The 23,491-nt window shown below is 45.0% G+C and carries 24 protein-coding genes; 6 read left to right on the forward strand and 18 right to left on the reverse strand.

What is annotated here, in order from left to right:
• Positions 1-110 precede the first annotated feature (110 nt).
• Positions 111-2,966 (forward strand): excinuclease ABC subunit UvrA, encoded by a 2,856-nt coding sequence (gene uvrA, locus DES40_RS04195; RefSeq protein ID WP_121099291.1) that lies wholly within the window; start codon positions 111-113, stop codon positions 2,964-2,966.
• 120 nt (positions 2,967-3,086) lie between these two features.
• On the opposite strand, the gene DES40_RS04200 is transcribed toward uvrA, so the two are convergent.
• On the reverse strand, positions 3,087-4,070 hold the full coding sequence (locus DES40_RS04200) for a hypothetical protein (protein ID WP_121099292.1): 984 nt from the start codon (positions 4,068-4,070) through the stop codon (positions 3,087-3,089).
• 85 nt (positions 4,071-4,155) lie between these two features.
• Between DES40_RS04200 and trmFO the strand changes: the two genes are divergently transcribed.
• On the forward strand, positions 4,156-5,553 hold the full coding sequence (gene trmFO / locus DES40_RS04205; protein ID WP_121099293.1) for a methylenetetrahydrofolate--tRNA-(uracil(54)-C(5))-methyltransferase (FADH(2)-oxidizing) TrmFO: 1,398 nt from the start codon (positions 4,156-4,158) through the stop codon (positions 5,551-5,553).
• Positions 5,554-5,557: 4 nt separating this feature from the next.
• Here trmFO and DES40_RS04210 read toward each other — a convergent pair whose 3' ends face one another.
• The 3 genes from DES40_RS04210 to DES40_RS04220 are packed head-to-tail and all read right to left on the reverse strand — an operon-like array spanning position 5,558 to position 8,906.
• Positions 5,558-6,049, reverse strand: a complete 492-nt coding sequence (locus DES40_RS04210; protein ID WP_121099294.1) for a GDYXXLXY domain-containing protein — start codon at positions 6,047-6,049, stop codon at positions 5,558-5,560.
• A complete protein-coding gene (locus tag DES40_RS04215; protein WP_233345511.1) occupies positions 6,046-8,142 on the reverse strand; it encodes a DUF2157 domain-containing protein in 2,097 nt (698 codons plus the stop codon). The genes DES40_RS04210 and DES40_RS04215 overlap by 4 nt, the downstream gene beginning before the upstream one ends.
• 2 nt (positions 8,143-8,144) lie before the next feature.
• The gene (locus DES40_RS04220; RefSeq protein ID WP_170144875.1) at positions 8,145-8,906 is read right to left on the reverse strand and encodes a squalene/phytoene synthase family protein; all 762 of its coding nucleotides are present in this window, start codon (positions 8,904-8,906) and stop codon (positions 8,145-8,147) included.
• 137 nt (positions 8,907-9,043) lie between these two features.
• Here DES40_RS04220 and DES40_RS04225 point away from each other — a divergent pair, with 137 nt between their 5' ends.
• The 3 genes from DES40_RS04225 to DES40_RS13490 are packed head-to-tail and all read left to right on the forward strand — an operon-like array spanning position 9,044 to position 10,054.
• Complete coding sequence (locus DES40_RS04225; protein ID WP_121099297.1) at positions 9,044-9,250, forward strand: hypothetical protein; 207 nt, start codon at positions 9,044-9,046, stop codon at positions 9,248-9,250.
• A 12-nt stretch (positions 9,251-9,262) separates the two neighbouring features.
• A complete protein-coding gene (sodN, locus tag DES40_RS04230; protein WP_121099298.1) occupies positions 9,263-9,754 on the forward strand; it encodes a superoxide dismutase, Ni in 492 nt (163 codons plus the stop codon).
• Positions 9,755-9,760: 6 nt separating this feature from the next.
• Entirely contained in the window at positions 9,761-10,054 is a 294-nt protein-coding gene (locus DES40_RS13490) for a S24 family peptidase (RefSeq protein ID WP_121099299.1), read from the forward strand.
• A gap of 15 nt (positions 10,055-10,069) precedes the next feature.
• Here DES40_RS13490 and secF read toward each other — a convergent pair whose 3' ends face one another.
• From secF to glmU, 14 genes are all read right to left on the reverse strand, one after another.
• Positions 10,070-11,053, reverse strand: coding sequence for a protein translocase subunit SecF (gene secF / locus DES40_RS04240; RefSeq protein WP_121099300.1), 984 nt, complete (start codon positions 11,051-11,053; stop codon positions 10,070-10,072).
• 14 nt (positions 11,054-11,067) lie between these two features.
• A complete protein-coding gene (secD, locus tag DES40_RS04245; protein WP_121099301.1) occupies positions 11,068-12,681 on the reverse strand; it encodes a protein translocase subunit SecD in 1,614 nt (537 codons plus the stop codon).
• Between the two features lie 51 nt (positions 12,682-12,732).
• On the reverse strand, positions 12,733-13,068 hold the full coding sequence (gene yajC, locus DES40_RS04250) for a preprotein translocase subunit YajC (protein ID WP_233345410.1): 336 nt from the start codon (positions 13,066-13,068) through the stop codon (positions 12,733-12,735).
• A 140-nt stretch (positions 13,069-13,208) separates the two neighbouring features.
• The gene (locus DES40_RS04255; RefSeq protein WP_121099302.1) at positions 13,209-13,946 is read right to left on the reverse strand and encodes a lytic transglycosylase; all 738 of its coding nucleotides are present in this window, start codon (positions 13,944-13,946) and stop codon (positions 13,209-13,211) included.
• A gap of 78 nt (positions 13,947-14,024) precedes the next feature.
• Positions 14,025-14,861, reverse strand: a complete 837-nt coding sequence (tatC, locus tag DES40_RS04260; RefSeq protein ID WP_233345411.1) for a twin-arginine translocase subunit TatC — start codon at positions 14,859-14,861, stop codon at positions 14,025-14,027.
• Positions 14,848-15,240: a Sec-independent protein translocase protein TatB gene (gene tatB / locus DES40_RS04265; RefSeq protein ID WP_121099304.1), complete on the reverse strand. Its 393-nt coding sequence runs from the start codon at positions 15,238-15,240 to the stop codon at positions 14,848-14,850. The genes tatC and tatB overlap by 14 nt, the downstream gene beginning before the upstream one ends.
• A gap of 44 nt (positions 15,241-15,284) precedes the next feature.
• Positions 15,285-15,497 (reverse strand): twin-arginine translocase TatA/TatE family subunit, encoded by a 213-nt coding sequence (tatA, locus tag DES40_RS04270; RefSeq protein WP_121099305.1) that lies wholly within the window; start codon positions 15,495-15,497, stop codon positions 15,285-15,287.
• Between the two features lie 75 nt (positions 15,498-15,572).
• Entirely contained in the window at positions 15,573-16,325 is a 753-nt protein-coding gene (scpB, locus tag DES40_RS04275; RefSeq protein WP_121099306.1) for an SMC-Scp complex subunit ScpB, read from the reverse strand.
• Positions 16,325-17,140, reverse strand: a complete 816-nt coding sequence (locus DES40_RS04280; protein ID WP_121099307.1) for a segregation and condensation protein A — start codon at positions 17,138-17,140, stop codon at positions 16,325-16,327. Before DES40_RS04280 ends, scpB begins: the two co-directional genes overlap by 1 nt.
• A complete protein-coding gene (gene nagZ / locus DES40_RS04285; protein ID WP_121099308.1) occupies positions 17,140-18,150 on the reverse strand; it encodes a beta-N-acetylhexosaminidase in 1,011 nt (336 codons plus the stop codon). Before nagZ ends, DES40_RS04280 begins: the two co-directional genes overlap by 1 nt.
• On the reverse strand, positions 18,151-18,915 hold the full coding sequence (locus tag DES40_RS04290) for an SPOR domain-containing protein (RefSeq protein ID WP_121099309.1): 765 nt from the start codon (positions 18,913-18,915) through the stop codon (positions 18,151-18,153).
• Positions 18,916-19,107: 192 nt separating this feature from the next.
• Positions 19,108-20,490, reverse strand: a complete 1,383-nt coding sequence (gene gor, locus DES40_RS04295; protein ID WP_121099310.1) for a glutathione-disulfide reductase — start codon at positions 20,488-20,490, stop codon at positions 19,108-19,110.
• Between the two features lie 76 nt (positions 20,491-20,566).
• Positions 20,567-21,271, reverse strand: coding sequence for a ribose-5-phosphate isomerase RpiA (rpiA, locus tag DES40_RS04300; protein ID WP_121099311.1), 705 nt, complete (start codon positions 21,269-21,271; stop codon positions 20,567-20,569).
• Between the two features lie 2 nt (positions 21,272-21,273).
• Positions 21,274-22,644: a bifunctional UDP-N-acetylglucosamine diphosphorylase/glucosamine-1-phosphate N-acetyltransferase GlmU gene (glmU, locus tag DES40_RS04305; protein ID WP_121099312.1), complete on the reverse strand. Its 1,371-nt coding sequence runs from the start codon at positions 22,642-22,644 to the stop codon at positions 21,274-21,276.
• A 98-nt stretch (positions 22,645-22,742) separates the two neighbouring features.
• Here glmU and DES40_RS04310 point away from each other — a divergent pair, with 98 nt between their 5' ends.
• Entirely contained in the window at positions 22,743-23,483 is a 741-nt protein-coding gene (locus DES40_RS04310) for an HAD hydrolase-like protein (RefSeq protein ID WP_121099313.1), read from the forward strand.
• Positions 23,484-23,491 lie beyond the last annotated feature (8 nt).

The raw sequence follows: 23,491 nt of genomic DNA on the forward strand, positions 1-23,491 counted from the left end.
GCGACTCTGCAAGAGCCGTCAGCATCGGACTTGTTTTGCGACCAATGGCAAACTAAGTCCACGCTATAGAGAATAAAACCTGTTAACTCTTCCGATTATTGGACCGTTTCATGGCAATGCTGAAATCCATACAAGTGCGCGGCGCACGCGAGCACAACCTCAAGGGGGTTGATATTGACCTTCCCCGCGACAAACTGATTGTGATTACGGGGCTGTCAGGATCGGGCAAATCCTCCCTCGCCTTTGATACAATCTATGCCGAGGGGCAAAGACGCTATGTTGAGAGCCTGTCAGCCTATGCACGGCAATTTCTAGAGCTTCAAGGCAAGCCGGATGTTGACTCCATAGAGGGCCTTTCTCCTGCGATCTCGATTGAACAAAAAACAACCTCAAAAAACCCGCGTTCAACAGTTGGTACAGTCACTGAAATTTATGACTACATGCGGCTTCTCTGGGCGCGTGTTGGCGTCCCCTACTCTCCAGCGACAGGCCTTCCAATTGAAAGCCAAACGGTCTCACAAATGGTCGATATTATTATGGCTCTACCTGAGGGGACGAAGCTTTATATCATGGCGCCTTTTGTGCGAGGCCGAAAAGGTGAATTTCGCAAAGAACTCGCTGAGTTTATGAAGCAAGGGTATCAACGTGCGAAAATCAATGGACAGATTGTACGAATAGAGGAAGCGGAAGCACTCGATAAGAAATATAAGCATAATATAGACATTGTCGTTGACCGCATCGTCGTTCGCGAGGGTTTAGAAACACGCTTAGCGGACAGTTTAGAAGCAAGCCTTCGAATTGCAGACGGCCTCGCGGCCGCCGAATATGCAGACGAACCAGACAAACGGATATTGTTTTCAGAAAAATTTGCATGCCCTGTATCTGGCTTTACCATTTCAGAGATCGAGCCCCGATTATTTTCATTCAACAACCCTTTTGGGGCCTGCCCAACTTGTGATGGCCTTGGCAAAGAGATGAAGTTCGATAAAGGCCTTGTCGTTCCGGACGAAAGAAAGTCTCTAGCAGGTGGTGCTATCTTGCCATGGTCGAAAAAAGCAGACGGGCTTTATATGCAAACGCTTGAAGCCTTGGCTAAGCATTACGGCTTCAAAGTCGACACCCCTTTTGAAAAACTATCAGAAGGCGCGCAAAATGTCGTACTCTATGGCACAAATGGAGCGAGCGTTAATTTCCATTACAAAGACGGTAAGCGTTCTTACAAAACAAGTAAACCATTTGAAGGCGTGATTCCCAATTTACAACGCCGATACCGTGAAACTGAATCCTCATGGATACGCGATGAGCTCGGAAAATACATGTCCAACGCTCCCTGTGAAGCCTGCGGTTCAAAACGACTAAGACCAGAAGCACTCAGCGTTAAGGTCGCCGGTATGGACATTTCTGAACCTGGCGAAATGTCTATCCGAGACGCATATGCACGCTTCAAAGAGCTTGGCACAGAATTATCAGGCACTGATTTAGAAATTGCAGAACGTATTTTAAAAGAGATTAGAGATCGTCTTGAATTCTTAAACGCAGTTGGGCTTGATTACCTTACTTTAGGGCGCGGCTCGGGTTCTCTATCAGGCGGAGAAAGTCAGCGTATTCGTTTAGCCAGTCAAATCGGCTCTGGACTTACAGGCGTATTGTACGTCTTGGATGAGCCTTCAATTGGCCTTCACCAACGCGACAATGAACGCTTATTAGAGACATTGCAAAACCTTCGTGACCTTGGGAATACCGTTCTGGTCGTAGAGCATGACGAGGATGCTATTCTTACTGCAGATTATGTGGTCGATATGGGCCCTCGCGCTGGCATTCATGGCGGCGAGGTCGTGGCTTCAGGTACGCCAAATCAAATCAAGAAATCTAAAAAGTCTCTCACGGGACAATATTTGACGGGAAAAAAAGAAATAGAAATTCCGGCTAAGAGACGTGAGCCCCAAGAACATAAGGTGCTCTCAATTAAAGGGGCTACTGGTAACAACCTAAAGAACGTCGATGTAGACTTTCCTCTCGGTTTAATGACTTGCGTAACAGGCGTTTCAGGAGGCGGTAAATCGACGCTGACGATAGAAACACTCTATAAAGCCGTTGCCCGCAAATTAAACAAATCCTCTGTCCAGCCAATGCCCCATAAATCCATTGAGGGCCTAGAACATTTGGATAAAGTCATTGATATTGACCAATCCCCCATTGGCCGCACGCCACGCTCTAATCCCGCTACTTATACAGGTGCCTTCACCCCTATTCGTGAGTGGTTTTCCAATCTTCCAGAAGCGAAAACACGTGGCTACAAACCTGGCCGGTTTTCCTTTAATGTTAAGGGGGGACGTTGCGAAGCCTGCCAAGGGGGTGGCGTAATTAAAATTGAAATGCACTTTCTGCCAGATGTCTACGTGACGTGTGATGTTTGCGACGGCAAACGGTATAATCGCGAAACCCTTGAGATAAAATTCAAAGGAAAATCAATAGCTGATGTCTTAGATATGAGTATCGATGAAGGAGCAGACTTTTTTAAAGCTGTCCCAACCATCAGAGACAAACTTGTAACATTACAGCGCGTAGGCTTAGGTTACATAAAGGTCGGTCAACAAGCGACAACTTTATCGGGCGGCGAAGCCCAACGCGTTAAACTCGCCAAAGAGCTTGCAAAACGCGCGACAGGCAGAACGCTCTACATCTTAGATGAACCCACAACAGGTCTACACTTTGAAGACGTGAATAAGCTTTTGACAGTTCTAAACGAACTTGTTGGAACTGGTAACACAATGATTGTTATTGAACACAATTTGGATGTTGTAAAAACTGCTGACTGGATAATTGATATAGGCCCTGAAGGCGGAGACGGAGGCGGCGAAATTGTCGCAAAAGGCACGCCAGAAGAAGTTGCAAAAGTCGAAGCCAGTTGGACTGGCCGCTATTTAGGGCCGTTACTGCATCGTGATAAAGCCCGGAAGTCGTGACGGATTATGTGACCAGCTCCAATTGTGTCGCAATTACAGAGTGCCCCAGAAATATCTCAAGACCCTATAATTGGTTTATCGCATTCTAAGTGAGCCTAGACTTATTTTTAGGGTCTACTCTCACTCGAAGGCTGCTGTTGGATCATCTTGGAGCCACAACTTTACGGCATAAGCAGAAACGCCGGCAATCCAAAGCATCCAGCCAGACCAAGCGGCCGCCAAGGCCGCCATACCTAGAACAGCGACAAACATAATCAATGGGTTGGAAAGCCTCTCAAACATAGCCTGAAAAACGATAGATGGATTGTCTGTTCCCAAACCCGAAATTGCCGTGATGAAGTCAGGGTTTCCCGAAACGGCGATCAAAACAATCATGTAAACGATATAATAAGCAATATACCCACCTACATAAGTCACGAGATAAGCCCCAAAAAGAGGCCAGAACCTGCGCTTTGTAATGTTCTTAGCCGATAGAATGTGCACTTTTTTTGTCAGCGCAGTTAAAGCTGCTGCGCAAGCCACCCGAACTGGAAAAACAACTAACGCAAAAATTATCACGGCGATTACGGCAAAAACAACGACAGCCGCACCTAAGACCGGCGATAAAAAGCCAAACACGCCCCCTATTATGCCCGCAAGCATACTCAGTAAAACTGTGACGAAAAACATGAGAACATAAAACCCTAGCTGTACTAGCATGTTTCGCATGGTGAAGGCATTAAACCGTATAGGTAGACGTGCGGGCTCCTCTCCCGTTAGGTACTTCCGATAAAAGGCGGCTTCGCCTAATGCGCTAGAAATCCATATCCCTAACATAAATAAGCCATATATAGGCAGAGCGTTTCCAACAGAAGATAAGTATGCAATTGGTGCCTCCGTATCATTGGACAAGACTGCCCTATTATAAATCCAACTCGCTTCAGAGAACTCTGCCATAACAGGCATTAAAAATGGTACGGTGACTAAGAAGACTACAAAGATCACAGCACTATGCCAAAACCAAAGGCGTAAAGCATAGTCCTTCCCTCCCGATGTGTTGAACCAAGCCGTAGTGGCCTGTCCGAAATCATACTTGGCTTGTGGATCTCTAACTTCGACGTTCATTATATACCCTCACAACCTAGTGATATCTGCATTCCGAGTCTTTGGCGGATTGATTGTTAGAGCTTCCTGCCCTATTGGCTCGTCCATGGTCAAGGCAGTACATATCATCGGCGCGGGATTAGCAGGATCAGAGGCCACTTGGCAGTGCGTCTCGCGCGGCGTACCCGTCATATTGCATGAGATGCGCCCAGACAGAATGACCGAAGCACATCAAGGCTCTGGTTTCGCGGAACTCGTCTGTTCAAATTCATTTCGTTCGGATGACGCACTAGGAAATGCTGTTGGCCTTCTCCATGAGGAAATGCGGCGTGCTGGTAGCCTGGTCATGGGCATGGGTGATATGACAAAGCTTCCTGCGGGTGGAGCCCTCGCAGTAGATAGAGAGGCTTTTTCAGAAGCTATCACAACAATATTGCAACAACACCCACTTGTTACGATTGAGTATGGGGAAGTCAAAGGCCTACCGCCTAAAGAATGGGGTAATACAATTATTGCTACAGGGCCTCTTACAGCACCCGCATTGGCTCAAGATATTTTACAAACAACAGGAGAGGACAGTTTAGCCTTTTTTGATGCGATAGCCCCAATCGTTTATAAAGACAGCATCAATTTTGATATTGCTTGGATGCAGTCCCGATATGACAAAAAAGGCCCTGGTGGAGACGGAGCCGACTATATCAATTGTCCGCTTGATAAAGAGCAATATGAAACCTTTATCGAAGCCCTTGTCTCTTCTGAACAAACTGAATTTAAAGACTTTGAAAAAGACACACCTTATTTCGAGAGTTGCCTCCCTATAGAAGTCATGGCGTCTCGTGGAGCAGAAACTTTGCGCTGGGGACCAATGAAGCCTGTCGGTCTAACAAATCCTCATAATCCAACAGTAAAAGCTCATGCCATTGTTCAGCTAAGGCAAGATAATGCCCTTGGCACACTTTACAATATGGTTGGTTTCCAAACGAAAATGAAGTATGGGGCACAAACTGAAATCTTAAAAACCATCCCCGGGTTAGAGAAAGCTGTATTTGCCCGATTAGGCGGAATTCATAGAAACACCTTCATCAACTCTCCGAAATTACTCAACGATCAGCTCCAACTGAAAGTCAGACCTGACCTACGTTTCGCCGGTCAAATTATGGGCGTTGAAGGCTATGTGGAATCGTCCGCTTTAGGACTTATCGCGGGCCGCCTTGCCGCCGCACAAGCATTGGGTCAAACAGATATAAAACCACCCCGAACCACCGCATTAGGCGCTTTAATGGAACATGTAACAGGCGGTTTCATGGACGGTCCAAAAGCTAAATTTCAACCAATGAATGTAAACTTTGGTTTGTTCCCCCCCATGGAAGAAGAAATTATTTACAAATCTCCTGATGGTAAGCGCTTGCGCGGCAAAGATAAAACACGTCACCGTAAAGGCTTAATGGCTAAGCGAGCTCTCAGAGATATAAATGTATGGGTGAAAGATGGCCTTGCAAGCTAAGGCCTTATCGTTTGGGGTTTATTATATTCTTATTCTCATCGGCCAAACCAACTAATATCGCTCGCCCCGTTTCATCAACCTTGAAGACACCGTATCGTGCAGAGACATAATCTTGCGCCGTTCCATTTTCAAAATAAAATCTTGGGCTGCCAATATTGATACCAAACCGCTCTTTAATATAGGCGATTTTATACTCCTCGTCAGAAGTCGTAACATCCCCTACCCTTAGAAATTCACCGACTCCTTCTTTATCAGTAAAGATTAGTGTGCCTTGAGGTTCTAATTTATCTTGAGGGATGTTTTCTGAGCGGTCTTGAGCATATTGCAGTGCCATATAATCACCCATCATCAAGGCTCTTGGGTCAACAGGGCGTAACTCCAACAAGACTATCCTACCATTGGCTCGCAGCTGCTCTAACGAGTAAATTTGTGAGCTTAACAATGCTACGATAATTACACCCGTAAATGCGATAATGAGATAGCGCAGCCACGTCATAAATAGCGCTCACGAGCAGATATCTTATCAGCGAAAAGATATATCATGAGGAATGTAAAGCCCACCCCCAACAACAGATAGGACTTAACACCTAAGCTCAAACTAAGGTCGTAATACAACATATAAAGAAAATAAATTTGTCCCAGCACACCAATTATTGCAAGAGTGCGAGACCCCACAATGTATCCTAAAAGCACCAATAGAAGTGCAGAAGCGCCGCCAAATGGTAATAATGCCATTGCGAAAATTAAAGGCCCCAACACCAATAGCGGTGGTCGCCATTTACTTATATTACCCTTATCTTTGTTTAACCAAAACATGATGAAAGCGATTAAAATCAGACTTACACCTTTTATGTCCCATCCAATGTCAGAAAAAACATCCTCACCAACCAAGGTTTCGATTCTATTAGTGTGAATAAGTGCGACCCCTAATAATGCAGGGGCTATCAAAAAGGCTGTGCCGGCAGAAGCAAAATAACGGCCGAACAAGGGGCGAGTTAGTAAAAAAGTACCTGCTAAACTCGATACAGTAAGAAATGCTATTTCTGCTAGCCGGTTATCAAAATGATGGAATAATTCGAACCCCACGCATCCGATAAAAATTCCAGCGGTAAAAAACTCAATTATACGATCTTTTATAGACAATAAGGCAAGTCCACTGAGTGCCATTGCCGTCCACAAAACCACGTCTGTATTATGCGTTAAAAACCCTATACCGAAAAGGATAGCAGAAAAACCAACAACAAGAAGAGTATTAAAAAAGTGTCTTGTGAAAGGACTCTTTATCTTTCGCCTCATAAAGAGAGCGAGCAAGAAAATGTTTCCGCCACATAATAAGAGAGGGCCACCTTCAGGCCTTATCCTGCTAAAAACTAAGGCTAAGAATACACCTAAGAACACTATACCAAATAGGGCAGCCACAACACCTGCAATCGCCAAAAAAAGCTCTACATACCACGGCGCCTCATCCTCTTTGGTGTGCAACGCGTATTGTAGGTTAGCAATACCTTCATTTGATAAGAAGGGGCTTATATGATTCCAAGACACGTTTTTCTCTAATCTATTTCCAGATATCTTATGATGGGTTGGATACGACGCTTTCAACACAGAAGCGAAATGCTTAAATAGTATAGCCATGCCTATAACGAGGCCTACCGTTCCAAGAAACATAAGAAATATTCCAATAACCCCTCCAAATAAATCAAATTCCAATAGAACTCGGAAGAATATTTGAACAAAAATTACAAAACCAATGAAGGTGGAGAGACACAACTCGGCGAGGCTAGATCTAGTCCCATAAAGGTAGATTAACTTGAAACAAACGAGAGATAAGTAAGATAAAGATAGAATAGTTGATACAAAAGTGGATTGCCCCCAAAATGTTGTAGTAAATCCATAAATCACTACGGCTCCAAAAACCGCGGTGTATAAAACCCGGAACCAAAGGGCACTTGCCCAATCACGCCCTGGCCGTAAAAACTTATCGAAAACAACACGCATAACAAAAACTAGAAATGCGATAGTGGCGATAAACAGCTCTGCTTTAGTTTCTTGCCCTACAAGCCTTAACCCAGTTTCTGCATATGAAAAAATCGCAGTTAATGCTATAACTAGCCATACGGTCCAATGGGCTAAATTTCGAGACAGGGCTGCAAACGGCAGTGTAAAAGTCGCCCAAAGAGCAAACGGCGTGTAAATTAAGGCTGGTGTCTGATAAACTTGCCCAAATATTGCGAGGAAAACCCCTACCAAAACGGTTGAAACAATACCTAGAGCTTGAGGAATTTTACCATCAAGATTAAAGTGCAACCATGCGGTTAGACTTAATATAAACCCGACACCAACAATTGAGAATTTATACATATCGGCGAGATCGAACCAATTATGGGCAAAGAAGAATATAACGCCTGAGAGGATATGGCCAATAGCTAGGGCAAAAAGCGCTTTCAAAGCCCACCCATTCCACTCAGAATCATCTCGAAACAAATCCAATGACGACAAAAAAGAACTTTTTACGTCCATTCCGCAGTTCACTAACGTCAAAAATTGGTTTCTTGATAAACTCTCTATTTTGTCATGGGCCGTCTGCACACTCAAACTCTGCCGCTAAGCACAGCCTTAAGCAAGCGAATTTGTTTTGTAAAAGCCAGATAGGATATAGATTGGGTTTTAGGATCATATTTCTCATGGGTAAGTTTTGCTATATATGGGCCAATCAAAGACGCATAAGCTATGGCAGGGAAAGCTATCGCTTCTAACGTCTTTAATTCAGACCGCCCCTGTTTATAGGTCTTCTCGGCTTGCGCACACAGTCTCTCATAAGTCACTTCACGCAACATAGTTTCGTGATAAAACCCATACCCTCTGGCGAGCCCTGTTAAGCCCCAAGCGGTCCCCATTGTCTCTACGGCTGCTTGCGGATCAACACCGCACAGCTTCACCGCTATTTTCATAAGAACACCAGATGTTTTCGCGCAGTAATCTTGCGCATCAGATAAACTGCTGAATGGCCGTGGGTCTATGTCACGTTCACGACCATCTATTAACTGATCCACCCAATATCGAGGAATATCAAATTCTAAAAACAAGGCCCGCAGCGGTGTAGTAATCTCATGTTTTCTGACCGTCTCAGTCTCGTAGATTTCCGTAATTACGTCGCGCCACCACTGATAACGTATTTGCCCTATCATAGGTTCGCTGACTAATTCTGGAATTCTCGCAAGTTCCAAATGAAAGGCATAAAGAAGAATCAATCGCTCTCGAACACCAGGTTCAGCGAATAAAGACGATCTGTATCTATCGGGATCAGCCTGTTCCAATCGAGCAATCACGTCTTGATGTAGAGAGAAAAGCAAAAATTTATCCAACCTCTTTATGTTTAACGCGTAAGTAAACTGTCTGCCCCTTGTGGTCAAAATCTAATCAGCATAGTCTCCACAAGGGACTAAATATTAACAGCAAATATTGCGCCTTTAAAAAGAGAGATATTTTCATGAAACAGAAACTTAAAACTATCACAGTTTCATCCGCTTTAGCGGCAATCGCAACACCTGCCCTCGCAGATGGCGGTCATGTGCATATGACCACAATGGAATCGATTGTTCACTTCCTATCCAGTCCAACACATGGGCTGATCACCCTTGCCATTATTGCAACTGCTGGATTTGTTGCCGTTAAAATGCTTCGGAAAAAGTCTTAAGGAGACCCAATAATGTTACACACTTTACTTTCCAAATTTGACAACCATATCGATTCAGCTTCGGCCCATTGTGATATCCCCTGCGGTATTTACGATGCCCGTATTGTCACGTATTACGCAGTTTCAACACTTCGCCAGATGGACATTCTTCTTAGCTTAAAAGACAAGGGTCTCTCGGAGACAGCTTTTGCAATGCAAGCTGCTCGTAATACAGCCAAAAAAGAAGAAATGGCTGAAAACACAAAACATCAAACGCGCATTATTTGGGGTGACTTCATGAAGGGTGACCACTTGGTCAAACACCCCGGCGCTCACGAACTTGCCCATAAAATTATGATGGCTGGATCAGCCTGTAAGCAAGACTTGCATCGTGAAGATGGACTTAAACTTGTTGAGCTTTGCAACGAATTTGCAGAAATGTTCTGGGACATGAAAGGCGTGAAAACTAAGAAGGTAACAACGCCATATGCGCCGAATGTCGAAGTGGTCGAACCTGATCTGTAAGTTATTATGCTTTCCGCCATTAAGGTTGAGGGAGATAGTATGTCTCCCACGCTCTGCAATGGCGACTATATTGTAATAATAAAGCCCCGCTCTATAAGAGCGGGGCTTATTTTTGTTATAAATCACCCTCGTCTCGGATGTATAGTGAAAAGGCTAGAAACAATCGGCGAGAGTGAACTCTGGTTCAAAGGTGACAACCCAATCTCCACTAGCTCTCTTAAAATAGGGCCCGTCCAACAAGAAATGTTACGAGGACGAGCTATTCTAGCTATTACTCCAAAAGGAATAAAGCGGCTTTAATCGCCTTACTTATCTTCAAGCCTCTTGCGCGTTCCCAGTATTCACACCGCGTTTCAAATTTAGTAAAATCAACAAAGGCGACGCAACAAAGATTGATGAGTACGTCCCAACAAAAACGCCCCAAATCATAGCAAATGAGAAGCCACGCAATCCGTCTCCCCCTAAGAAGTATAGAGCGAATAGGGCTAGTAATGTTGTAAATGATGTCAAAATCGTACGGCTTAACGTATCATTGATGGACAAGTTCAATACATCTGGCATTGGCATTTTCTTATATTTTCTCAGATTCTCTCGAACACGGTCGTAAACGATAACTGTGTCGTTAAGAGAATAACCAACAATCGTCAAAATTGCTGCGATAATCGAAAGGTTAAACTCAATTTGAGTAAGGCTGAAAATCCCAATGGTTAATATCACATCATGAAATAGAGCCAGAACAGCGCCAAGTCCGAACTGCCATTCAAATCGAAACCAGATATAAGCCAACACCATGAATAAGGCGAGACCAACAGCCAAAGCCCCCTTTGTCCTCAGTTCTCCGGACACTTGCGACCCCACAGATTCTTGACTGCGAATGCCATCAGGCACAACAAAGCCCTCTATGTTTTCAACAAGGGCCGCTTGCGCTTTTTGCATAGCCTCTTGTTGTGCGGTGGCTCCGGTTTCATCACTTTCGGGCTGAAGCGGAATACCAATACGAACAAGGTCGTGCGGCTTAATGGCTGTTGTTGACGGCGCAATCCCTTGTACAGTGGCACCAGGGAAACCCGCATCTGCCATTACAGAGCGAATTTCCGCAAGGTCAGGCTCGCCTCCAGTATCAATTTCAATGACGGTGCCGCCTGTGAAATCAATACCGTAATTAAGCCCTCGTGTCGTAAAGAGGAATATGGAAGCTATAATCGCTAATACACTCAAAGCACCTGCAATCATACGCAGGTTGATGAAAGGAACCTTTGGTTCCTTTGGCAAAAATCGAACGAGAGAAATATCTTTCATTGTCCAGTTCCCTCTTAAATCGGTAGTGTTTTAGGACGTGAGCGTCGAAGCCACGTCGCCGTTAACAAACGTGCGAAGACGACCGCCGTAAAGACGCTCATGATAATCCCAATTGCCAATGTAACCGCAAAGCCGCGAATTGGTCCTGAACCGACAAAATAAAGTGTTACAGCGGCAATTAAGGTCGTGATGTTCGCGTCCAAAATTGGGGCAACTGAACGACGATAACCTGTTTCAATTGCATTAACTGGTGGACGTCCAATATAGCTTTCCTCTCGAATGCGTTCAAATATCAATACATTCGCATCAACCGCCATACCAATCGTCAAAATAATTCCAGCAATACCTGGTAGTGTCAGCGTTGAACCAAACAATGACAAAGCCGCAGCAATCAGAATGATATTCACCGTCAAGGCAATGTTAGCAATTGTTCCAAACCTTAAACCATAAGATAGCCACATAAACACAGCCACGCCAGCCAGACCGATAAATGAAGCAATTTTACCTGCATTGATAGAGTCTTGCCCCAATCCTGGCCCTACAGTCCGCTCCTCTACAATTATCAGCTTGGCCGGTAATGCACCCGCATTCAATAAGAGAGACAATTCGCGCGCGCTATCGATTGTAAAGCTACCTTCGATAAAACCATTACCGGACGGAATAGCACTCTGAATATTTGGTGCAGTAATTATCTCATTATCCAAGACAACAGCAAAACGCTGACCAATATTCTTTAACGTCAGATCACCGAACAATGTTGCACACCGAATATTGAAACTAAAATTCACTATTGGGTAATTGCCTGTTGGATGAAGACCTTCTGAGGAAGATTTCAAACATTCACCTGTAATACGTGTACGTTTATCGACAATAAGGCCCGTACTACCATCTTCCATTGGGAAATACGCCGCACCTGGTGGCAAACGGCCGTCAATGGCCGCGCGTAGTGCCGCAGCATTCTCAGAGTCTTTGCGAACAAGGTGGAATGAGAGATTAGCTGTTTTATTAATACGGCTCTTAATTTCATCAATATTTTTCGCCCCCGGCACTTGAAGTAAAATTCGGCTATCACCTTCTCTCGCTAACGTCATTTCTGTCGTGCCAGTCGGGTCAATCCGTTTACGCAAAACTTCAATAGATTGCGCAATAGTCCGCCGTTGGATTTCCTCAATATTAGCCTGAGTAATTGAGACGCGAAAACCTTTATCGCCATTTTGTTCAACCAGCGTCGTACGATCTTGGCTTAAACCGCCCGGATCAACCAATTGAGACTGGCTTCGCAGAACTTCTAACGCTTTTGTCATATCAGCAGCGTCGCGCAATCTGCCCACTACTGCATTGTTCTCAACTCGAATAAATTCTGTACGAATGCGCCCCGCATCAGAAAATCCCTGACGGACATTTTCTCGTTCATTGTCAAGAGCTTGTTCCAACACACTCGTTAAGTCGACCTCAAGGAGCATATGTGCCCCGCCCTGCAAATCGAGCCCTAAATTCAACGTCCTTTGCATAGGCGACGGTAATTTAGCCCTCACATCAGCAGGCACAGCGTTTGGAAGAGCAAATAAAAGACCGAATAAAACGGCCCCTAAAATAAAGGTAATTTTCCAGCGGGAGAAAAATAGCATGTTTAAGCCTAAGACAAAAACACCGTCAATTATTTGACGGCGTAATAAGAGTTATTTCTTTTTTGTTGAAGCGTCATTTGCTGCAACGCTTCGGTTGCGAACATCTGCAATCATTGTTCGAACAACTTTGATATCAGTATCACCAAATGTTACTGTAAGTTCTTCATCAGCAACCTTTTTAACCTTACCAATTAAACCGCCATTTGTGACAACGGTATCACCGCGCATAATTTCAGAGAGAAGTTGACGGTGGGCTTTCACCCGTTGGTTTTGCGGTCTTATGATAAGAAAATAAAAAATAAGGCCGATTAAAAGAAACGGCATAATCTGCATTGCGAGGCCACCCGCGCCAACAGGAGTTGCAGACTGCATAATCAAAGCGAACATATACGCTCCCCAATATCCTAGACGTCATTTGTGACGCGTTTACATAACGGCCTATATAGGCAGGATATGAATGATTGCAACGAAAAGGGGCCGCAATTTTGTGATTGCAGCCCCAAAACTCAGTCAATCTATGTGTAGAGCTAACGCGTTAAACAATGTCCTTGAGGTAAAAGGAGTTTTTGCCCGGGTTTCAAATTATCTTTGTCACCAATTCCGTTTGTCGAAACGATATCGTCAACACTTGTGCAGGTTCTACGCGCAATACCATAAAGCGTATCCTTAGGCAGTACGGCATAAATAGACGATGTTTGAACACCTACAGGCTGTACAACACGCATGACCGAGCCATTAGCATATGGCGTGTTAGATATAACTGGCTGAGTAGGTGATAGATATGTTGATGAAACCTTCACTTGCGTTGGCAGAATTAAAGACTGTCCTAAAGCGATGGCGCTCCCCTGTATGCCATTTGCCTCTTGTATATCCTGAATGCTGATATTGTATCGTTTTGAGATATTATAGAGCGTGTCACCCTTTACGACATTGTGGATAACCGTAGTATCTACGATCGATGTCGCTGTCGTTGGTACAGGTGTATCAGAATGCGAATATTGGACATCACCACGCGTATAGCTTTGATACGTTTGGACACGCCTTGCTTCATCAATAACGCTTTGTTGCTCATTACTGATGGCTGTTCCCTGTTGGACAGGAGCATGCTGTGCGTGGACAACGGCTACATTTCCGCCATTTACTGACAAGCTCCCATAAACACGAGGTTTAAATCTATCATCATCACTACTGGACACCTGAGCTAAAGCGCTAACTCCAGATAAAGCTAAAGTTATCGTCACGATTGGTAAAACTAATTTACGCATTGCAAGCCCCATTTATAAAACTGAGCTATTATCACCGAACAGGGTTAAAAAAGTGTTGCAGACCTATCTCTTAGTGCATTACGCATCTGCATCAGCAGGGGATTTCTCTAATATTCCAACAGAAAATATCGAAATCTCGTACAACAAATATATAGCAGCCCCTAAGACTAGCTGGGTAATTGGGTCTGGAGGCGTAACAAAAGCCGCGAAGACAGCAATTCCAAATAAGGCGTATTTCCGTGCCGATTTCAAAGCCGAAGCGCTGACTATTCCTGCACGCCCCAGTAAGGATAAAATAACTGGCAATTGAAAGGATAAACCAAACGCTAAAAACAGTGTTGTTGCGAGTTTCAAGTAATCGCTAATTTTAGTGAGAAGTTCAACCTTATCCGTATCACCAATGGCCTGCTGATTGAAGGCAAATTCCATCACATAGGGGAACACGAAAAAGAAGACTAATGAAGCACCAACCATAAACAAAACAGGAGACGCAAAGAGATAGGGTAAAAAAGCCCGTTTTTCATTTTTGTACAAACCAGGCGCCACAAATCGGTAAAGTTGATAGGCAAGGATCGGAAAACTCAAAACAATACCGCCAAATATACATATCTTGATACGTACAAAGAAAGTCTCTAGCGGCTGCGTCGCAATCAAACCTGAATCCAAAGCCGCCTCACCCGCTGCCATCAAGTCCTTATTATATCGGTCCAATCCTGTGTAAAATGGATACATTAAAAGCTGTTGAATTTGATCCAAAAAAGGAATGCATACTAAACAGCCTAGAACTAATCCTAACACGCACTTGATTAAACGCGAACGGAGTTCAATAAGATGATCCATAAGCGGCGCGCGGCTCTCGTCCACATCATCCTCACGAGTGCTCGCTTTACTCTCTATAGCGTTAAGCCCCGCCACTAGAGGGCTCCTTGCGTTTAGGTTCATCAACACCGTCACCACTGTCAGATGAAGATTGAGTGTTACTTTCTGAAGTCCCTTCCCCAACTGCGCCTCTGAGGTCTCGATTAAGGTCTTGCATTTCAGATTTTATATCACCGGCCAAATGTTCTATTGATCCCATTTTACGAAGCTCGGCAATTTCTTTACGCATCTCAGCGATTTCATCTTCGGCACCCATTTCATCAAATGCATCTTTAAACTCTTGGCCCATAGACCTAATCTTATGCATAAACTGGCCAATTTTTCTCATTAACTTAGGCAAGTCTTTTGGCCCGACAACGATGATTGCCAACAAAGATAAGACAATGATTTCTGCAAAACCAAGCTGCGGGAGCATGAGATTCCCTTTAAACGACCACTAAAACTTTCAGGCTTAAGGCCTTATTTTTTAGTCGCTTTTTCTTTTTTGGGCGTTACGTCTATAGCGTCATCAACAGCGTCTGATACATCATCAGCACCATCTTTTAAGCCCCTTTTGAAACTTGTAATTCCCTTACCCATGTCCCCCATGATAGAGCTAATTTTACCACGCCCACCAAAAACAAGCACAGCAAGAACAAGTATAATAGCAATTTGCCAAGGTCCAATAGCCATAGTCTCTTCCTTAAATCCTAAATCTACCTAAGACGATGTTAGCCTAGAGGCAATACACGTCTTAAATATAGTCAGTTAGTCTGTTTCACCTTCATCCAAAAAATCTTCAAAGAAATTCGGATCTTCTGTTTCCATTTCCATGGGGTCTTCATCATTTGCCAACTCGTCCATCATCATTGGCTCTGGCATTTCAAAATCTTTCGGCAGTCTCGGGTCAAGAAGTCCAGCCGCCTTCAGGTCATCTCGTCCTGGTAGGTCAGCAATTGTCTCTAAGTTGAAATGTGCCAAAAACCCATCTGTTGTCCCATATGTTACTGGGCGACCAGGGGTACGACGACGCCCTCTCAATCGAACCCAAGACAACTCCATCAAAACGTCAATTGTCCCCTTACTAACAGCAACACCTCTAACATCTTCAATTTCCGCCCGCGTAACCGGCTGGTGATAAGCTATGATAGCAAGAGTTTCTAATGCTGCGTTTGAAAGCTTTCTAGGGGCCTCTTTTACATCGGTTAGACTTTGCTCCAAATCAGGTGCGGTTTGAAACCGCCATTTATCAGCAACACGGACCAGATTAACCCCTCGCCCTGCATAATCGCGCGTCAACCGGGCAAGCAGAGCGCCGACATCCGCGTCCTCAGGCATTCGCTCTCGTAATGTTTGCGTATCAATTGGCTCCATCGCAGCAAATAAAAGAGCCTCGAGCAAGCGTAAATCTTTATCAATAGCTTCCGCTTCTGGCGGAGTTTTCAGACGGTCAGACAAACGCACCACATCTTTCTCAATCGCAGCATTAGCCTGATCTACACGGTTAGAAGTATTGGACATCAGGCCTTTTCCTTTCGGCTACGGACGAAAATCGGAGTAAAAACACCGCTCTGTCTAAGTTCAATATCCCCTTCTTTGGCCAGTTCTAAACTGGCTAGTAGAGAACTAGCTTTTATAGAAGCTGAAGGCACATCGGTTCCAAGCTCGGTAGTTTGCGGAAGCAAGCCCTCAAGGGCAGTCCATTCATCAATATCACCACCGGCATTTTGCAAAGCACGCCTTAACCTAGCACGAGCGTCTTCTAAGCTCAGAACCTTTGGTTTTGGCAACTTATGATTTTTAAAGGCGGAGCGAGAGCGGGATTTGCCGTAAGCTGAGAGTAAATCGAAAACTTCTGCTTCATAGAGAGGCGATGTTCGAGACCTCAATCCCTCGGGCATGCCGCGTTTATGGACAGCTTGACCAATAACAGGCAATCGAAACAAGCCTTCCGCCGCTGAACGCATCGCCGCCAGCCTCTCCAATCTAAAAGCAAAATGCGCAGCAAGTTCTTCGACTTCTAGAGGCACCTCCCCTTGGTCATCTTTTGGTAAAATTAATTTCGACTTTAAATAAGCCAACCATGCGGCCATTACCAAATAATCTGCAGCCAACTCAATTCGTAGGTCCTGTGCAGATTTAATGAAAGCAATATATTGCTCTGCCAATTCCAAAATAGACAAGCGGGCTAGATCAACTTTTTGCTTACGAGCAAGCTCCAATAGCAAATGGAGTGGCCCCTCATAGCCATCAATGTCGAGAATGAGCGCTTCCCCCTCATCAGAGGCTTCATTAGCCGCTTCAAAAGCAAGGTCTTCTTGAAAGTCCTCAGCCACTACAGAACCTGCTTCATCAAAAGACTGAATTCACGCTCAGCTTCGTCACGTTCAAACAATAGGGGCATTCCAGCGCAATAGTCAGCAATAGCAGCGCGAGATTTAGCCTTACCCTCAAGATTTTTTGCACCTTTGACAACTTCTACCATATCAGGCAGTACACCCGAACACTGTAGAGCAACATCACAGCCCGCGGCTAATGCACGTTCCGTCTTACGGGTTAACGTCCCCTTCAAAGCTTTCATGTCCAGATCATCACTCATCACTAAACCATCAAAACCAATAGCGTCTCGAATCAACGACTTTAAAGCTGATTTAGAGACTGTAACAGCTGTAGACGAATGTGATGTATAGACTGCATGTGCAGTCATAGCCATTGGTGCATCTTTGAGAGCCTGAAAGGTCTTAAAATCCGTCTTTTCTAGCAGTTCACGAGACGTAGAAATTACTGGTAATGCTTTATGACTATCTACTGTAGCACGGCCATGCCCTGGTATATGTTTTATAACTGGAGCAATGCCGCCATTCATCAAACCCGCCATACAAGAATTTGCCATATCAATGGCAGGGTCAATTTCTTGAGAAAAAGCTCTATCTGAGATAATGGGATCGGCATCAGCTTGAGGCAAATCCAAAACTGGTGCGCAATCTGCTGTAATACCTACAGCTCGTAAATCATCAGCAATCAATCTGTAGGCAAGATAGCTCGCCCGTCGTCCCAAATGCGGAGAAATGGTATATAGCTCCCCAAATTTCGAGGCTGCAGGATAAAGCGGCCAGTGCGGGGTTTTTAACCTTTGTACCCGACCACCTTCCTGATCCACAAAGATTAGGCAGTCTCTTCCAACGCAGCCACGAATATCCTCACAGAGCTTCTTTACCTGCTTTGGCGTTTCGATGTTTCGCGCAAAAAGAATAAATGCCCATGGATTGGCATCGCGAAAAAACGCACGCTCACTTTCGGTCAAAACAGGGCCTGAAAGCCCTAAAATAACGGCTAACTCTGCCACTTAACGCTTTGTCACGTAACAGGCTTGATTGGAGGCCTTAAAAGTTTGACATAAAATATTTGCAGACGACTTATCTGCTAATCCCGCCACGCGAGTTCGATAATAAATCCCTTTTTCGGCAAGGTCGACACGTTTGATATCGGCATAAAGCCCTGTTCCCAAAACGTCAGAGAACTGGGACTCTAACTTAGCCCACACAGCATTTGCATCCGCCTGAGACCTAACTGACGCCACCTGCACCACATACTCGCTGCCACCTGTCGCTATTGCAGGTCTTGTGGGTTGAGTTACCGCAGGTACGGGATTTGGGCGGCTAACATCTGGAACGGGTTCAGAGCGAAATGTATCCCTAGAAGGAGTCACCGGAGGATCAACTTGGATGTTGGCGGCATTCGGATCACGCTGGGGAATTGTTACAGGCTCTTCTGGCGAGGTAATATTAGACACATCTGTGTCAGGCGCACTTCCATCCATGACATCAAACACCTTACGATCTTGGTCTGGCACTTGGAGGCCTTCGCGATCATCGGGTACTACCTTGAACGGTGTATTCTCGGCCGTTATGCGAGGTGCTTCATTTCTATCACGGCTACCTTCTGGATGATAAATTTTCAATATCGCAAAAGCAATCGCCAGTAAGATCATCATACCGATTGCAAGCTTCAATAATCCTTGTCGCCCCGAACTGTCGCGGACATCAAATGGAGTTAATGGCTCGTCATCTGCAACCATATCAGGTGAAAATTGATCATTATTCGCCGTCATTAATCGGTACCTTCCGTCAGTTTAAAGCCAGACTCACACTGAATACACAGCAACCCCTGTGGTTTTTACCTTGCTATAAACGAATCGCCCCTGTGTCAGCCCTGTATAACAGCCACAAATAGCTTTTAAGCCCCTATTTTAAAAAACAGGGGCTTAAACTTTCATTAAGGCTAATAAATTCGTTTAAGACCTTTAAGTGACAACGGTCGTTTTATTAATTTCGCGCGGCTTCAATGTGACAATTTCCTCTGAAATAGTAGGGTGCACGGCACATGTGGCATCAAAATCTGCTTTCGTCAGTCCTGCTTTGACGCAAATTCCTAAAGGCTGAATCATTTCCGCACTGTCATCACCTACAATATGGATACCAATCACAGTTTCTTGCTTTCCTTGCGTAATTAGCTTCATAAATACTTTTTGAGGTTTCTCTGCGAGGACATTCTTCATTGGCCGAAAATGAGTCGTATAGACGGTGATATCATCACCATGCATTTTACGTGCTTCACTCTCTGTCACCCCAACGACACCAATAGGTGGCCGTGTGAAGACCGCGCTAGCAATCTGAGTGTGATCATAAGCCGTCGCATTGTCTTTAAAGACAGTTTCGATAAAGGCCATACCTTCGCGAATTGCAACTGGTGTTAAATTCACGCGGTTTGTCACGTCACCAACAGCATAGATATTATCCTGAGATGTTTTAGAGTATTTATCGACCTTTACGGCGCCGTGCTCATCAACATCCACTCCCGCATTTTCAAGCCCCAATCCCTTAGTGTGCGGCTTTCGCCCTGTAGCCATAAAGACGACATCCGTACCAATTTTAGAACCGTCATCAAACGTCACAATATAGCCACCAGATGTTTTCTTGATTTCAGTAGGCGACAAATTAAACTTAACGCTCACTCCGTTTTGCTCTTGAACGACCCCAGCTTCGTCGCGCACCTCTGCGTCAAAACCGTTTAAGAGTCTGCCTCCACGATATACCTGAGTTGTTTTACAGCCTAATCCAGCGTAAATTCCTGCAAACTCACACGCAATATAACCCCCACCAATAACAAGAACACGCTCAGGGAGTGTTTCAAGCGTAAACGCATCATCTGAAACAATAGCATGCTCAATACCAGGTATTTCAGGAGCCCAAGGTCGACCACCCACTGCGATTAAAATCGTTTCCGCAGTTACTGTTTTCCCGCTTGTCGCCAAACGTACTGTATGTTCATCAACAAATTCAGCTCTTTCGCGAAAGACTTCGGCGCCGTTTTTTTCTAAAATCGTAGAATATATACCAGACAAACGAGCCACTTCTTTTTGAATAGAATCTCGTAGAACAGGCCAATCAAACCGAGTTTCCCCGACAGTCCACCCATATTTCTGGGCGTCTTTAATCGCGCCGCCAAAGTCAGCACCATATACTAAGAACTTTTTGGGTACGCACCCACGGACTACACAAGTTCCACCTGGCAGGCTCTCTTCCGCAACGCCGACTTTTTTACCCAATTGTGCCGCAAGTCTGCCAGATCTTACTCCGCCAGAACCGGCACCAATAACAAATAAATCGAAATCGTAATCGCTCATGATCAAACCTTATAAAACATTCAAAATTGGCCCATTATATAAGTGACACACTGCCAAAAAACAGGGGCTGCATAATTTAATCGCGAGATAGCTCCATCACCTTAGCGTGATCCACCTCACCGACAATGATGACGTCTGCCAAATCAATAAATAGACCATGCTCCATAACGCCCGGAATCTGAGAGAGCGCTCGCGCTGTTTCAACGGGGGATGGGATCAATTCACATTTACTATCTAAAATCCAATGACCACCATCCGTTACAAGAGGACCACTTTTATCCTTGGCTTGACGCAATACAGTTTGTGCCTCCCGGCACCCCGTGTCCTTTAAGGCTTGATAAATTTTCTCTGCCGTAAGCGCCATTGCAAAAGGATCAACTTCAATCGGCAAAGGAAAGGCGCCAAGCGTATCAACCAGTTTTGCGTTATCTACAATGACAACCATTTTCGAAGACGCGTGAGCAATTATTTTTTCACGTAACAAGCAGGCACCCCCACCTTTAATAAGTGAAAACGCAGGGTCAACTTCATCTGCTCCATCGACCGTCAAATCAATCTTCTCAACCTTGTCAGCGTCCACTAATGGGATACCTGCTTCAATCGCACATTCAGCTGTACGTGCTGAAGTAGGAATACCTTGGATTTTCAACCCGCCTGCAACGCGTTCGCCAAGTTGGTCGATAAAAATCTCGGCCGTAGAACCTGATCCCAACCCTAATATCATACCATCTCGGACAAATTCCAAAGCTGCAATGGCTGCATTTTCTTTTGCTACGTTCATGACTAGCCCTTCGAAGCGTTTTGAGAGGTAGCTTTGCGCTTGGCTTTTGCCGCTCTATATCGTTCAGCCCACCCCTCTTTTATACTTTGCTTAGCACGAGCAACAGCAAGAGCATTGTCTGGGACATCATTTGTAATGACACCACCTGACCCCAAATAAGCCCCCTCACCGATTGTGACTGGCGCCACCAAAGAAGAATTGGTTCCAATAAAGGCGCCATCTTTTATAGTGGTCTTATGCTTATCGAAGCCATCATAGTTACAGGTTATAGTCCCTGCACCGACATTAACGCCTGCCCCTAAATCTGCATCACCAATATACGACAAATGATTGATTTTACTGCCTTTACCTAACCTTGTCTTTTTTGTTTCAACAAAGTTACCGACCTTTGTTTCTTCACCCAAAATAGTACCTGGGCGTAAACGTGCAAAAGGACCAATCTGGGCGCCATTACCGATTTCAGCTCCTTCAATATGACAAAAACTATGAATGACAGCATGTGAACGAACAATAGCCCCAGGCCCAAAAACGACATTTGCGTCGACGGTGACGTCAGACTCTATAATCGTGTCATAGGCAAAATAGACACTCTCAGGATGTTTTAAGCTAACCCCGTTCTCAAGCGCTCTTTCTCGCATGACATCTTGAAAAGCAGCTTCTGCGTTAGCAAGGTCTCGACGGTTATTCACGCCTAACACCTCCGCCTCTTCTGCAATAACGACCTCAGATCGTTTGCCGTCATTGTTCATGATTTCGACAATGTCGGTTAAATAGAATTCCCCCTTCGCATTGTTGTCATCGACCAGAGCAATAGCCTTTAACATTGATTGACAGTCCCCCGCCATCACACCGCTATTACACAAACCGATTTCAAGTTGCTCCGCTGAACACTCTCGCGCCTCCACGATTGCCTCAAGACTATCGTCAGCACGCATAACCAGCCGCCCATAGGCTGCTGGGTCCTCGGCATTGAACCCCATCACAACTAAATCAGCGGTATCATCCAATCTTTCAAACACTTTTTGAAGTGTCTCAGCACGTATAAGCGGCGTATCAGCATACAACACAACCACTTGGCCATCAAAATCACCAAGAGCCTCTCTTGCGCAATTCACAGCGTGCGCCGTACCTAATTGTGGCTCTTGTATAGCAATATCAAAAGCCATTGCTTCGGCTGCGGAGCGCACGTCTTGATTAGCTTCTCCAACAACGCAAACTGTGCGCTCGACATTCGCGCTCGCGGCTAAGGCCCCGACCCACTCAATAAGCGGTCTATGGCCAACAGGATGCAGAACCTTTGATTTAACGGACCGCATGCGCGTACTCTTACCAGCCGCTAAAATTACCGCTGCACGTTTTTTGGACGAGGTCATAATAATATGAATTCCCTTAAGTTTATTTGGTATTGGGCATAGCGAATGTTATGCCACACTGCACCCCATAATTTAAGAGAAATAGGCTTCTTCACTCTATGCGCGCCACCACCCCAATGCCCCACCCTCTTCACAGGCACAAACCTTACTCCAACTTTGTTTTATGCTTTGATCTGGATGGCACCTTAATCGACACGGCTCCCGACCTTGTAAGAGTGACGAATGAAATGATTGCAAAATTAGGCCTAGGCAAAACTCACTACGCAAAAGCCCGGCAAGAGGTTGGATATGGTTCTCGGGCTTTAATCGCCAATGCTTGTACTCGCGCAGGTTTTGACCTGACGACAGAGCAACTGGAAGATCTACAAAAACAATTCTTAACGCGTTATGCAGAAACAATAGCGGACCATAGTCAACCTTTTCATGGCGTCATGGACACACTTAAACAATTACGTCGCGGCGGGGCAACATTGGTCGTTTGCACAAATAAACCAGGCTATTTGGCGCGACCATTACTGGAACACCTCCGTATGACGTGGCTTTTTGAGAACATAGTCGGCGGTGACGAGGCACCGCGATCCAAACCACATGCTAGCCATATATATATGGCAGCAGGCCTTCAGAATAGAACCAAAGACATAATCATGGTCGGTGATAGCTATCCAGACATTAGGGCGGGACATAATGCCGGCGTTCCAACTATCTTAATGCGATATGGGTACACTGCAGTTAAACACCATAAACTCAGACCAACAATCGCCCTTGATCGTTTCAGAGATATACCTTTGGCCCTAGAGCAGATACAAAAAAAGCCGCTTCGTTTCAGAAGCGGCTCTTAATAAAAATC

The organism is Litorimonas taeanensis (genome assembly GCF_003634015.1).
Classification (GTDB): domain Bacteria; phylum Pseudomonadota; class Alphaproteobacteria; order Caulobacterales; family Maricaulaceae; genus Litorimonas; species Litorimonas taeanensis.